The organism is Vibrio ulleungensis (assembly GCF_016900875.1).
In the GTDB taxonomy this organism is placed as follows: domain Bacteria; phylum Pseudomonadota; class Gammaproteobacteria; order Enterobacterales; family Vibrionaceae; genus Vibrio; species Vibrio ulleungensis.
Genome location: NZ_JAFEUM010000001.1, coordinates 699,976 through 713,327 on the forward strand (window position 1 = coordinate 699,976; position 13,352 = coordinate 713,327).

Below are 13,352 nucleotides of genomic sequence, written 5' to 3' on the forward strand. Positions count from 1 at the left end.
GTTTCCTATGAATGACTCTTCAAAAACATACTCTCGCTCTCCGTTGTCGCTTTCGCTATGCGCTGCATTGGGAGTGGCTGTCTTTACGATGACAGCGTGTTCGACATCGTCAACAACGTCTAATTCACCGACTTCAAATACCGAACAAAGTGACACTAGTGTGGCTCCTGACTTTGAGTCTACACCGTTCTTTAGCGCAGCTTCTGCAACGCACGCAACAGTAAAACCTGTCTCTGGTGACGGTGTTACAGAGGGTGAACGTGCTCTTGCTATCAGTTTTGACGCTGTGTCAGAGGCCGATAAATACAACTACTGGCCAAACGTAAAAATTTTCCCTCAAGGTGAACCTTGGAACTGGAATGATAAAGGCAGTTTTACGGTGGATGTGACCAACCCGACAGACAAGCCGGCTAACATCATCTTTAAGCTGGTCGATAATGTTGGGCAAATGGGTGCCGCTACAAACCAACTTAATTATGCAGTGACGATCCCAGCCGGTGAAACCCAACAGGTAGAAATGCTATTTAACGGTGGGACACGTCAGTTAGATGGCTATTGGGATGGGCAAAAACTTAATTTACGTCGACTTGTAGAGTTGCAAGTGTTCGTACAAGGCCCCATGGACGCTCAACAAGTGGTTCTGGATAACTTTTCTCTTGTAGATTCTACTGGCGATTTTGTTTCTGCTCAGGAAAAAGTGATTGAAGCAGGTCCAATCCCAACGCTTAAAATGGTGACTGATTTTGATACCATGCCTTCGCTTATTTCAGATCGAAGTACATCAACCACGGTTAAACGTATTAAACGTGACGATGGAAAAGCGATAGAGGTGGTGTTCACTGCCGATAATGCCTATCCAAACCTTACTTTTAAGAGTAGTAGCCCTTTCGATTGGTCTGAGATTGGTGACTTTAACCTAGCGTTTGATATCGAAAACCCAAGTAGCGATGCGCTGCAAATGTTTGTCCGAGTGGATCAGGCCGAGAATAAAAACTGGGGTGGAACCGCAGATGGCGTTAACGATAGCTTATCGAGCTATATGACACTGCTTCCAAACCAACGCTCAACCTACTATTTATCGCTGGCGGAAGTGGCTGGTGACATGACCTCGGGCATGCGCAGCGAACCACCGAAAAAGTCGTACAGTGCACAAGCTATCAGCCATGGCTGGGGATTAACCTCCTTGGATGTGAGCAATATCGTGTCGTTCCAGTTGTACTTACAAAACCCAACAAGCAACGCCAAAATCATCATGGACTCAGTACGACTCGTTCCGAATTTAGACGCTGATACGTCACGCTATACCAATATTGTGGATCAATATGGGCAGTTTAGCGGTGACACCTGGGCCGAAAAAGTGACCAGCGATGAACAGTTGATTGCCGCAGGCCAAGAAGAGCTTGCCAAGCTAGGCCAAGTTAAACCTATGTCGGACAGAAGCCTTTATGGCGGTTGGAAGGCTGGACCTAAACTAGAAGCTACTGGATATTTCAGAACTGAAAAAGTCGATGGCAAATGGAGTTTAGTTGACCCACAAGGTTACCTGTTCTTTATGACCGGTCTTGATAATGTTCGCATGGACGATACGGTGACAATGACGGGTGTGGATTTTGACAATCCAGCAGCACGTGAAGGGCGAATTGTCGCGTCTGAGCTGCGTAACTCCATGTTCGAATGGCTACCTGAAGACGACGACCCTTATGCCGTCAATTACGACTACGCACCTTATGTGCATTCAGGCGCAACCAAAAAAGGGGAAGTGTTTAGCTTTTATCGAACTAACTTGATGCGCAAGTACCAGACAGATCGCGATTCTGCGTTGGAAACATGGAAAGAAGTCACGTTAGACCGAATGCAAGAGTGGGGATTCACAACCCTTGGCAATTGGATTGACCCAATGTTTTTTGGCAGCGAGCGAGTTGCTTATGAAGCACACGGTTGGATCAATGGTAATCATCAACGCATCAGCACCGGCAACGATTACTGGGGGCCTATCCATGACCCGTTCGATCCTGAGTTTGTCAACAGTACACGCGAAATGGCAGAAGGTGTTGCCGCACAAGTAGACAAGAATGATCCGTGGCTTGTGGGCATATTTGTCGACAACGAGATTAGCTGGGGCAACGTAATGAACGAAGCCAACCACTACGGCCTAATCGTTAATGCGCTGAGCCTTGATGCGAAACAGAGCCCTGCCAAAGCGGCATTTTCGGCCCACCTTAAACAGAAATACACCACCATCGATGCGCTAAACCGTGCTTGGAAAACGCAAATCAGCAGTTGGGAAACTTTTGATGCGAGCTTTGAACACCGCAGCGCATTAAAAGCGGGTATGAAATCGGATTACTCAGACATGTTGACGCTGTTGGCAGATAAGTACTTTTCAACGGTAGATGCAGAGCTAAATCGAGTGCTACCAAACCACATGTACATGGGGGCTAGATTTGCTGATTGGGGTGTGACACCAGAGATCGCTCGAGGCGCGGCGAAATACGTGGACGTTATGAGCTACAACTTGTACGCCAATGACCTAAATGATCCTAAGAAAGCGCACTTTAAACAGTGGCTTGCGGAGCTAGATAAGCCCAGCGTGATAGGGGAGTTCCACTTTGGTTCGACGGATACTGGTCTTTTCCATGGTGGCATCGTGACGGTTGCAAATCAGACTCAACGCGCCGAAATGTACACCCACTACATGCAGTCCGTCGTGGACAATCCGTATTTTGTTGGTGCGCATTGGTTCCAATACCTAGATTCTCCAGCAACTGGTCGCGCTTGGGATGGTGAAAACTACAACATTGGTTTTGTCACCATCGCTGATGAGCCGTATGTGGAGCTTATTGAGGCTGCTACCGAGTTTAACCGTACCCTCTACGACAATCGATTTGGCAAGTAAAAATTGGCAGGCATTGCTGATATCAAAATACTATTAAGGATGAAAAAAATGAATACACGTTTAACAATGTTGGCTTTGACAACGTCGCTTGCTGTTAGCGGACAAGTAATGGCCTTTGAGTCATTTGAGAGTTATCAAGCCGGTGCAGTCGTTGATAATGCAACGGGAATAACCAATATGGTTAGTGTAGATCAGTGTACTGACGGTGAAAAATCTCTAAAGGTCAACTACGACGCTAGTAATCAATGGAACCAATTGAAGGTTGAGCTCGCAAGCCCCGTAGATGCTTCATCAAGCACTCATATCGCGTTTGATGCAATTAATGATTCTGGTGTTACTGCGCAGTTGCTGATCAAGCTTATTGATTCAAATAACAATGATGCATGGCACTGGATTAGCATCGACCAGAGTGGTGCAGCAGCATACGCGATTGATCTGTCTTATGTCGATGGCAATAACAATGGGAATATCAATTTCGCCTATATTGCTGTTATTGATTTAGGCAATGCCGCTTCTCCTGATGGTGCGGAAGTGTTTATCGATAACCTTCGGCTATCCAACGCTACTCCAACTGTTGGTGCAGGTTGCAATGGTTCAGAACCTGAGCCACCAGTTGATTCCGATAACTTACGAGTTGAGGGTGGCAGCCTAGGCGGGTTTGGTGCACTTATGATGGCTGGTCTTCTTTGGCTTCGTCGCCGTCGTTAATCCTTCCACTGGTGGCCTTCGGGCCGCCTTTTTTCGTTTAGGATTTCGTTAAGGAGAATCCTCATGCTATTTGGCAACACTAAACGGCTTTCCCAGTTAGCTTATTGCGACCAACGCATCATCGCTTTGATTGAAGAAGCGTTACCCATTGCTGCAGCGCAACCCGAAGGTAAGTATGAACTCGCCTACCCAGGTGCGTTTGTTGTGGTTGCGAATGCTGTCACTGAGCCATTAAGTGAAAGAAAAGCTGAAGTTCACAAGCACTATATCGACGTGCAGATCGTGTTATCCGGGGAGGAGAAAATTGGCTTTTCTTACCACATAGACGCAAAAAGTGAACAACTAACCACCTTAGACAACGATGTGATGTTTTTTGATTCTGTGGAAAAAGAGCAATTTATCGAACTGCGCAGTGGTGATTTTGCGGTGTTTTATCCAAATCAGGTGCACCGCCCACTGTGCAGTTTAACCACTCCTTCAAAGGTTAAAAAAGCCATCATCAAAATCCCAGCAACGTTATTCGAATAATACATTCAAAAGGAATGAATCATGACTATTACCCTTACTCAAATCTCTCGAGCTATTACTGGCAAGAACACACGTAATTTCCTCGCTGCACTGATGGCCACAGCTATGATCGCAGGTTGTGCGGGATCTGCGACCAGCGAAGCTGTCGATGTGGCAGCTGAAGAACAGAACGTCGATCTGTCAGCCCCGATTGTACTTACAGATGCTGAATTTCTAAGTAAATCAGCAAATACCCATACCTCTTATGCAGTAGAAGGTGACGCTGTCACAATAACCTTTGACGAAGTGACTCAGTCTCAGGCCGCATCAAAGTGGCCAAATATGAAGTTCCGACCTGCAGCGGGTATTTATGATTGGAGTCAATATAAAGGGCTTAAGCTAACGTTTGAAAACCTCGGAGACGTAGAGGCACGGATCGAAATGAAAGTCGCAGATAACATTGGCATCATGGGCGCTGCAACGCATCAGTTGGATTTACCACTGTATTTGCCAACCGGTGTCAGCGAGGTTGAATTCTTATTTTCGGGCCAAAAAATGGGGCTAGAAGGCTACCGTGGTGGTGAGCAACTCGATCTAACACAAATACCAGAATTTCAGTTTTACGCAGTGGGTCCTATTGGCGAACAGGTGATTCAAGTTCAAGCGATCGAGTACATTAAGTAGAGGGTGCTATGGGAACAATAAAAAAAACCGCGGTTGCGATAGCCATCGCGGCCGGTTTAGCATCTCTAGGATGCAGCACACAAACGACAGATACAGCAACGCAGGCGCAACAAACTGACATGACAGCGAGCGTCGCACCGATTGTGTTAACCGATGCTGCTTTTTTAGCTGCGGCGGCGAACGAACACAGTCGCTACACGGTTGAAGCTGAAAGTGTATTGGTTGAATTTGATGAAGTAAGCCAAGCTGATGCCAACAGTAAATGGCCAAATATGAAGTTTAGGCCTGTCGACGGTAGCGCCGATTGGAATACAAAAGGTGGTTTAAAGCTGACCTTAGAAAACCCTACTGATTCACCGTTGCGTGTTGAGCTAAAAGTTGCGGATTCCATTGGCATTATGGGTGTAGCGACTCATCAACTGGATAAACCCATCGAACTGGCGGCTGGCGAAACCAAAACTGTCGACTATCTGTTTAACGGCTCTGAGATGGGCTTGGACGGTTATCGTGGTGGCGAAGAATTAGATCTTAAAACTGTATCTGAGTTCCAATTTTATGTTGTTGGGCCGGCAACTAAGCAAAGCTTAAGGCTGCACGATATTGCCTTTATTGAACGTACTGGCGATTTTGTGAAATCTCAGGCTCGCGAGGATGTTATTGCGTCTGCCACGGTACCTACCGTGCTGAACTTAAGCCAGTTTGACGACCCTAATAGTTCAATTTTAGAGCTAAAATTAGGAACAGATGTAACGCGTGTTGAAAATAACGGTGGCCACGCGCTGCGAGTTCAATATTCCACAGCTGAAGCTTACCCAACCGTTAAGTTTTCCGCGGGTACTCAAGGTGAATCGTGGGACTGGACGCAGTATGGTGACGTGGCATTAGCGTTTGATGCCAAAAACCTCGGCGATAAAGGTGTGCAACTGTTTGTTCGTGTCGATGACGACTTGGATGAAAAGCTAGGCGGTGGCGCGACTGGCGTGGTACACAGTCGTTCTGGCTATGTTCAGCTTCCTCCACAATCACAAGATACCTATTACTTTACGCTAAAAGACTTAGCTGAAGCGATGAACTCAGGAATGCGAGGCGAACCGCCTAAACAAGCGTTCTCTGCCACGCAGGTCGTGTTTGGTTGGGGGGAAACAGAGCTCGATTTATCCAATATAGTCAGTTTTCAGCTCTATATGATGAACCCATTAGCCGATGCTGAGTTAGAATTTGATAATTTACGTCTTATTCCAAACTTGACCAATGATACCAGTCGCTACAGTAATATCATCGACGAGTTTGGTCAGTATACTGCCGAGCAGTGGCCAGAAAAGGTCACAGATCTGGCAGACCTACAATCTCGCGCAGCACAGGACTACGCACTTCTTGAAAAAGCCTCACTACTGCCAGACCGTTCAACGTATGGCGGGTGGAGCGATGGTCCAAAACTTAACGCAACTGGCTATTTTAGAACTGAAAAGGTCGAAGGAAAGTGGGCGCTGGTCGACCCTGAGGGGTACTTATACTTCGCGACAGGTCTCGATAATATTCGTATGGATGATAGCTATACCACCACAGGTATTGGATTTTCGGACATCACGGACGTTGCAACCGACGATCTAAGGCCGAGTCAAGTGGCTGAGAGTGGGTATCTTGAAAGTACTCAACCTCGAGCGCAGCTCTCTCCACTGCGTCGCGGAATGTTTACCGAGTTGCCCGATTACGACTCTGAGCTTGCGCAAAACTACAACTATACCCAAATGATCCATACAGGCCCGCTTAAGCATGGCGAAGTGTTTAGTTTTTATGGAGCAAACTTACAGCGGAAATATCAGCAGTCGTCTCAAGCAGACGCTTTGGCGATTTGGCAAGACGTTACCTTGGCAAGAATGATGGATTGGGGCTTTACCTCTCTAGGCAACTGGTCTGATCCAAGTTTTTACGGCAATGACAAGGTACCGTACACGGCTCACGGCTGGATTGTAGGCAGCCATCAGCGTATTAACACAGGGAACGATTATTGGGGTCCAATGCACGACCCATTTGATCCTGAGTTTAGACGTTCTGTAGCCACCATGGCTAAATCTGTGGCCGATGACGTTGATAATGATCCGTTTTGTATTGGATATTTTGTCGACAACGAGTTGAGCTGGGGTAACACTCAATTTGATGCAAGCCATTACGCTCTTGCTCTGTCAGGATTGAAAGCCTCTTCGCAACAAAGTTCCGCTAAGAAGGCTTTCGATGAGTTACTGCAACAGCAGTACGGTTCTATCGACAAGCTCAATGCGGCATGGAGTACATCGTTTGAGTCGTGGGAAAGTTTTGCACAAGGGGTGAGCCTGCCAAGCGACCTATCTGAGGCAATGAAACAAGACCTGAGTGTTTTGCTGTCGGCTCTTGCTGACCAATTTTTCCGCGTGGTAGACGAAGAAATGCAGAATGTGCTGCCTAATCACCTGAACTTGGGATCGCGTTTCTCTGATTGGGGGATAACCCCAGAAGCCGCTAACGCCGCCGCTAAGTATGTGGACGTTATGAGCTACAACTTGTATGCAAAAGATCTTAACTCGAAGGGTGACTGGTCGCATTTACCAGAATTGGACATGCCAAGTATTATTGGCGAATTTCACTTTGGTGCTACCGATTCTGGACTGTTCCACCCAGGATTGGTGAGTATGGATGACCAGCAAGGTAGGGCAGATGCTTATGCCCACTATATGCGTAGTGTTATCGATAACCCATACTTTGTAGGTGCGCACTGGTTCCAGTACATGGACTCACCAGCAACGGGCCGAGCATGGGATGGCGAGAACTATAACGTTGGTTTTGTCACCGTTACCGACACGCCCTACAAACCACTCGTAGAGTCAGCAAGAAAAGTAAACCAAGAGCTTTATACCCGCCGTTTCGGCCAGTAAAAGCAAAGGGGGGCAGAGTCATCTGACTCCGACCCCCTATTTTAACCCAACGGGGTCAGAGTCGATTGACTCTGACCCCGTTTATTAATGGACTTCGTATTGGGCAATGATGTCCCATTTAAATTCAACACCGATGCCAGGCTCGTCGGACGCTACTGCGCGATGATTCTCGACGACCAGTGGTCGTTTTGTGTAGCGGTCGATAGGGAAGCTGTGCACTTCTAACCAGCCAGTATCAAACGCAGACACAAGCGACACGTGCAGTTCTTGCATACCGTGGGTGCAGACTGGAACTTGGTGTTCAGTTATCAAGTGTGCGGCCTGTAACCAACCCGTGATCCCGCCGCAGTTAGATGCATCTGGCTGACAAAATCCAAGCTTTGCTTGTTCCATTGCGTAACCGAATTCGTGGATTGTATGAAGGTTTTCGCCCATTGCCAGTGGAATGTTGGTGGCCTCTGCAATTGCAGCATATCCTTGGTAGTCGTCTGGGATCGTTGGCTCTTCAAACCACGTAATGTCGCACTCTTCTACCGCTTTAGACAGTGCAATCGCTTGCTCAACAGTTAGAGAGTAGTTGGCATCAATCATAAAGGTAACGTCGGGTCCAATGAGGGCACGAACAGCTTTGATTCGGTCGATATCTTCTTGCGGATCGCTTTTGCCAATTTTGATTTTTACTGCGTTAAAGCCAGAGTCTAAATAGCCTTGAATGTTACTCAGAAGTTTATCAAGAGAGAATTGCAAGTCTATGCCGCCGCAGTAGGCTTTGCAGGTGTTGTTCTTTCCACCTGCCATTTTCCACAGTGGCAGTTGCTCACGTTTACCTTTTAGGTCCCACAGCGCAATATCTAGACTCGATATGGCAAACGACGCGATGCCACCACGGCCCACATAGTGTATATGCCATTCCATAAAGTCATAAATTTCTTCTATATTGGCGGCGTCTTTGCCCAATACAACAGGCTGCAAGTCGTGCTCTAGCATCGCTTTGATCGCGTAACCCCCCTTACCACCTGTGTAGGTATAACCGGTGCCAGTGAGCCCATCAGCGGTAGTAATAGTGGTTGTAATGAGTTCGAAATGGTCGTGATCCCCGTGCTTCGCGTCAGAAAGGATCTCATCTAGAGGGATTTTAAATAGCCGTGTCTGAATATCGGTAATTTGAGTTGATTGTGCGTACGACATGTTAAGCATCCTTTAATTGCTGAACTATTTCGCGAATGAGACGACCAATCTCACCCCATTCGCCTTTATTAACTAAACCTTTATCGACCATCCAAGTTCCCCCACATGCAAGTACCGCAGGTAAGTCGAGATACTGTTGAATGTTGCTGGCACTTATACCGCCGGTAGGCATAACTTGAATTTGGCTATAGGGTCCAAGCAGCGATTTTAACATTGGTAAACCACCAGAGGCTTCTGCAGGGAAAAATTTGAGAGTTGAAACACCTAACTCTAAAGCCTGCTCGACTTGAGAAGGGTTGTTAACACCAGGAACAATGATTATTCCATGCTTTTGGCACGCTTTTACGGTGGTTGGGTTAAGTCCAGGTGAAACGATAAAGTCTGCACCTGCTTCTTTTGCCGCAATCACTTGCTGCTCGTTAAGAACGGTGCCGGCACCAATCAACATCTCGGGCTGGGCATCACGTAACAAGCGAATGGCCTCGACTGCTGCATCTGATCGAAAGGTGATTTCTGCGACAGGTAGTCCGTTGTTAGCGAGTTGCTCGCCTAAAGGCAGTATATCCAGTGCACTATCAATGGCGATAACGGGAACAACTTTAAATTGCTTAAGTTGTTTAACGAGCTGTTTGGTTTGAAGCTCCATGATTCACTTTCCTTATTTAGATTCTAGAAGTCGGTTTTCTACCTGCTCAAGGGTGGGCAGGGGCGCGACAGCGCCGTAGCCAGTAATTGTGATAGAAGCCGTAGCATTGGCGTGCAATAGTGCTTGCTCGAGAGATGCTCCTCTCACAAAGTGGGTACAAAATGATCCTGCAAAAGAGTCGCCAGCCGCGGTAGCGTCAACAGGGGTGACTTTATGCGGTGACACGTGAATTCGCTGTTGTTCATCCGCTACAGTTGCGCCATCGCTGCCTTGCTTGAGGACCACAACTTTTGCCCCTAGCTTTAAGTGGTGGTCAATAATGTCGTCGGCGTGTGTAAGCCCTGTGATCAACTGAGCTTCATCAATACTTGGGAAGCAGATGTCGACCATTTTGACCGTTTCGTTAATGACAGCTCTTGCTCTTGCCAGTGACCACAGTTTTAAACGCAGGTTCGTATCATAGGACACTAATGTGTTGCTTTGCTTTGCCGCTTCAATTGCAGCAAACACAGAATCACAACTGCTGCTACTGATAGCTTGGGTAATGGCAGTAACGTGCAATAACTTGGCTGCTTCAATCTGCTCTATAGGGAGTTGGTCAGGGGTAATTAAACTTGCGGCACTGTTCTTTCTTAAAAACGAAAAGTGGTGTCCTTGATCATCATGAGTAATGAAGTAAACACCGGTATGTTGGTTCGACTTTACTTGGACATTGTGGGTAGATACGCGCTCTTTTGTCCAAAGGTCAATGAATCGCTTTCCAAATTCATCGTTACCTACGTGCGTGAGCATGCCCACATTAGCACCTTGCCTTGCTGCGGCAATGGCAAAGTTAGACGCGTCACCCCCGAACCCACTTAAAAAGTCTGCCTGACCCAGTGCTACGTCTTTCATTTGACTGAATTCGAACATCGGTTCACCAAAGCTAAGGATTTCTGCTGGTACCTGTTGGCCGCTTTTACTATTTAGCATACAAATTTCACCTATAAATTCTTAATAACTGCTTATTACTTATTCAACTGATTTAGATACTAAACAACTAGTAATTTTTGGTCAACCAAAAGGCTATTTCGGTACATGTGTCAGCTCACACTTTATTTAATAAGGGGTGGTGTGGTTAATGGCGTAGGCCTTGGCATAGTCCATTAACGAATATTTTGCCTAATAATTAATCGAAAAGTAATATTGGTCAGCCATTTTTGTATATTGGTTCTCTAAGTGTGACAATTATCACTGCAATTGGTCGTTCTAAAGAGTATAAATTCATCATTGGTTAATCAATTTTAATTAAAAGGTATAAGATGACTGTTTTGGATAGGGATGTGGTTAACGCAAATTACGATCAAACCACCACGTATGATCGCTCAACATTAAGCAGTGATATCGTTCATATCGGATTTGGTGCATTTCATCGCGGACACCAAGCTGTGTATAACGACCTCACAAATGACCAGTCAGATAAGCCGTGGGGAATATGTGAGATAAACATGTTTGGTCCTGCGAACCTTATTGATGACCTATCGCACCAGAAGGGTTTGTTCACGGTCGTTGAGACCTCATCAACCAAAACGGTTTCTCGTGTGGTTCGTACTGTTTGCGAGCAGATCCATACGCCTAAAAAGGGCATCCAAGCGGCAATTGATAAAATGGTCGAACCTCAAGTTAAAATCGTATCGCTGACCATTACCGAAAAAGGCTACTGCGTAGATCCACAATCGGGCTCACTTGATGTCGACAACGTTTTGATCGCTCATGATTTAGCCCAACCACACCAACCTCAATCAGCGATTGGCCTTATAACAGAGGCACTATCTCAACGTATGCAAAACAGCCTCGCTCCTTTTAGTGTGATGTCTTGCGACAACATTCCTGAAAATGGAGTGTTAACCAAAAATGCCGTGCTTTCATTTGCTAAACAGCGTGATGCTGAACTTGCAAAGTGGATTGAGAGCAATGTGTCTTTTCCTAGCACGATGGTAGACCGAATCGTACCTGCTATGACCGACGATCAGTTTGATGTGATCGAAAGCAAAACGGGTTATCGCGACCCTTGTGGTGTTGTGACCGAAGATTTTCGCCAGTGGGTTATTGAAGACAACTTCGTTGCGGGACGTCCTGATTGGTCGATTGCTGGGGCGATGTTTGTTAACGACGTATTGCCCTACGAAGAAATGAAATTGCGCATGCTAAATGGTAGCCATTCATTTTTAGCTTACAACGGCAGCCTTGCTGGGTATGAATTTATTTTTCAATGCATGCAGGATGACAAACTCCGTGCAACAACGCTTCGTTTGATGCTTGACGAACAAGCGCGCTCGCTAAGTGATGAGTTAAAAGTCGATTTACAGCAATACGCTGAACTGTTGATTGCGCGTTTTAGCAATAGCAACATCAGACACAAAACGGCACAAATCGCGATGGACGGCTCACAGAAGCTACCTCAACGAGTACTCGATCCGCTATTAGAGCTGCAAAAGCGCGATGTGGACTTTGCCTGCTTACCTACCTTAATTGCAGGTTGGATGCATTACACCATCGCTCAAGTTGTTAACAAAGAGGCCATTGCAGATCCACTTGCAGAGACCTATGCCTCGGTTTGCGAAACCAATACGACACCGGAAGATCGAGCACACGCTCTATTGTCGATTGACAAAATTTTTGGCGACCAAGCGCAAACCAATCCGCAATTTACACAAGCGGTTATGGAAGCGTTTGACGCTATTGAACATCACGGAATCGCTTATGTTGTCGATTCTCTAGCAAAAATTTAAGTAAGAGTCTGATATGAAAACACTAATTTGTAACGAACCAAACTCGATTGAATACATCGAACGCGACATTCCTCAAATCCAAGACAACGAAGTGCTACTTAAAATTCGTTCGGTTGGAATCTGTGGAACTGACATTCACGCCTATGCAGGACGTCAGCCGTTCTTTTCTTACCCACGTGTATTGGGCCATGAAATCTCGGGTGAAGTGATTAAAGTGGGTGAAAAAGTAGCGTCTGCCACTGCCGGAAAACGCTACTCAGTCATCCCATGTATCCCTTGTGGCGTTTGCGCCGCATGTCGCGATGGCAAAACCAATTGTTGTGAAGACGTCTCTTTATATGGCGTGCATCAAGATGGTGGTTTTAGTGAGTACTTGGCGGTTTACGAAGATAACTTAGTGGAGCTACCGGATAGTGTGAGTGACTCTCAAGGCGCGTTGGTTGAGTGTTTTGCCATTAGTGCTCACGCGGTTCGACGCGCAGAAATTACGCCGCGCAACAATGTACTGGTTGTAGGGGCCGGTCCAATTGGTTTAGCTGCGGCAGCTATTGCAAAAGCAGAGGGAGCGACGGTCGCCGTTGCCGATGTGTCTGACGTAAGACGCGACAAAGTAGCGCAATCTCTTGATGTTATTGCACTTGACCCACTTGTCGATGATTACCAAGAACAACTTCGTAATGCATTTGGTGGTGACCTACCTTGTGTGGTGATGGACGCAACTGGCAATAAAGGCTCGATGAGCCGAGCAGTAGAGCTTATTCGTCATGGTGGAAAGATAGTGTTTATCGGTTTGTACATTGGTGACTTGGTGATGGACGATCCAACTTTCCATAAGAAAGAAACTACGCTTCTGAGCAGTCGCAATGCCACTCGTCAGGACTTTGAACGTGTTATCGAACTCATGGCACAAGGCAAGATTTCGGAAACCATCATGAAGAACAAAGAGTACGATTTTCACAGTTTTGGCTTGAACTATAAGCAAGATGTCGTTGAAAACACGTCGCTGGTCAAAGGCGTAATCAATTTTTAATTCAGACGTTATC

The 13,352-nt window shown here is 46.4% G+C and carries 10 protein-coding genes; 7 read left to right on the plus strand and 3 right to left on the minus strand.

The features are described from left to right. The first annotated feature begins 7 nt into the window (after positions 1-7). The 5 genes from JQC93_RS03260 (at position 8) to JQC93_RS03280 (ending at position 7,704) form a co-directional block, all read left to right on the plus strand. Complete coding sequence (locus JQC93_RS03260) at positions 8-2,896, plus strand: beta-galactosidase (protein ID WP_236009259.1); 2,889 nt, start codon at positions 8-10, stop codon at positions 2,894-2,896. A gap of 48 nt (positions 2,897-2,944) precedes the next feature. After that, entirely contained in the window at positions 2,945-3,604 is a 660-nt protein-coding gene (locus JQC93_RS03265) for a GlyGly-CTERM sorting domain-containing protein (RefSeq protein ID WP_205157017.1), read from the plus strand. A gap of 63 nt (positions 3,605-3,667) precedes the next feature. Next, positions 3,668-4,132, plus strand: coding sequence for a YhcH/YjgK/YiaL family protein (locus JQC93_RS03270; protein ID WP_205157018.1), 465 nt, complete (start codon positions 3,668-3,670; stop codon positions 4,130-4,132). Positions 4,133-4,153: 21 nt separating this feature from the next. Then, a complete protein-coding gene (locus JQC93_RS03275; protein ID WP_205157019.1) occupies positions 4,154-4,795 on the plus strand; it encodes a hypothetical protein in 642 nt (213 codons plus the stop codon). 8 nt (positions 4,796-4,803) lie between these two features. After that, positions 4,804-7,704, plus strand: coding sequence for a beta-galactosidase (locus JQC93_RS03280; protein ID WP_205157020.1), 2,901 nt, complete (start codon positions 4,804-4,806; stop codon positions 7,702-7,704). Positions 7,705-7,788: 84 nt separating this feature from the next. On the opposite strand, the gene JQC93_RS03285 is transcribed toward JQC93_RS03280, so the two are convergent. The 3 genes from JQC93_RS03285 to JQC93_RS03295 are packed head-to-tail and all read right to left on the minus strand — an operon-like array spanning position 7,789 to position 10,510. After that, positions 7,789-8,892: a 3,6-anhydro-alpha-L-galactonate cycloisomerase gene (locus JQC93_RS03285; RefSeq protein WP_205157021.1), complete on the minus strand. Its 1,104-nt coding sequence runs from the start codon at positions 8,890-8,892 to the stop codon at positions 7,789-7,791. A gap of 1 nt (position 8,893) precedes the next feature. Beyond that, positions 8,894-9,538, minus strand: a complete 645-nt coding sequence (locus tag JQC93_RS03290) for a bifunctional 4-hydroxy-2-oxoglutarate aldolase/2-dehydro-3-deoxy-phosphogluconate aldolase (protein WP_205157022.1) — start codon at positions 9,536-9,538, stop codon at positions 8,894-8,896. 12 nt (positions 9,539-9,550) lie between these two features. Beyond that, positions 9,551-10,510 carry a sugar kinase gene (locus tag JQC93_RS03295; RefSeq protein WP_205157023.1) on the minus strand — a complete coding sequence of 320 codons (960 nt, stop codon included), beginning with the start codon at positions 10,508-10,510 and terminating at the stop codon, positions 9,551-9,553. Positions 10,511-10,839: 329 nt separating this feature from the next. Here JQC93_RS03295 and JQC93_RS03300 point away from each other — a divergent pair, with 329 nt between their 5' ends. Next, the gene (locus tag JQC93_RS03300; protein WP_205157024.1) at positions 10,840-12,309 is read left to right on the plus strand and encodes a mannitol dehydrogenase family protein; all 1,470 of its coding nucleotides are present in this window, start codon (positions 10,840-10,842) and stop codon (positions 12,307-12,309) included. 13 nt (positions 12,310-12,322) lie between these two features. Continuing rightward, positions 12,323-13,339 (plus strand): zinc-binding alcohol dehydrogenase family protein, encoded by a 1,017-nt coding sequence (locus tag JQC93_RS03305; RefSeq protein ID WP_205157025.1) that lies wholly within the window; start codon positions 12,323-12,325, stop codon positions 13,337-13,339. The last annotated feature ends 13 nt before the right edge of the window (positions 13,340-13,352 follow it).

Coding starts and splice junctions, on each gene's coding strand:
- JQC93_RS03260 (WP_236009259.1), top strand. CDS start 8: ATGAATGACTCTTCAAAAACATACTCTCGCTCTCCGTTGTCGCTTTCG.
- JQC93_RS03265 (WP_205157017.1), top strand. CDS start 2,945: ATGAATACACGTTTAACAATGTTGGCTTTGACAACGTCGCTTGCTGTT.
- JQC93_RS03270 (WP_205157018.1), top strand. CDS start 3,668: ATGCTATTTGGCAACACTAAACGGCTTTCCCAGTTAGCTTATTGCGAC.
- JQC93_RS03275 (WP_205157019.1), top strand. CDS start 4,154: ATGACTATTACCCTTACTCAAATCTCTCGAGCTATTACTGGCAAGAAC.
- JQC93_RS03280 (WP_205157020.1), top strand. CDS start 4,804: ATGGGAACAATAAAAAAAACCGCGGTTGCGATAGCCATCGCGGCCGGT.
- JQC93_RS03285 (WP_205157021.1), bottom strand. CDS start 8,892: ATGTCGTACGCACAATCAACTCAAATTACCGATATTCAGACACGGCTA.
- JQC93_RS03290 (WP_205157022.1), bottom strand. CDS start 9,538: ATGGAGCTTCAAACCAAACAGCTCGTTAAACAACTTAAGCAATTTAAA.
- JQC93_RS03295 (WP_205157023.1), bottom strand. CDS start 10,510: ATGCTAAATAGTAAAAGCGGCCAACAGGTACCAGCAGAAATCCTTAGC.
- JQC93_RS03300 (WP_205157024.1), top strand. CDS start 10,840: ATGACTGTTTTGGATAGGGATGTGGTTAACGCAAATTACGATCAAACC.
- JQC93_RS03305 (WP_205157025.1), top strand. CDS start 12,323: ATGAAAACACTAATTTGTAACGAACCAAACTCGATTGAATACATCGAA.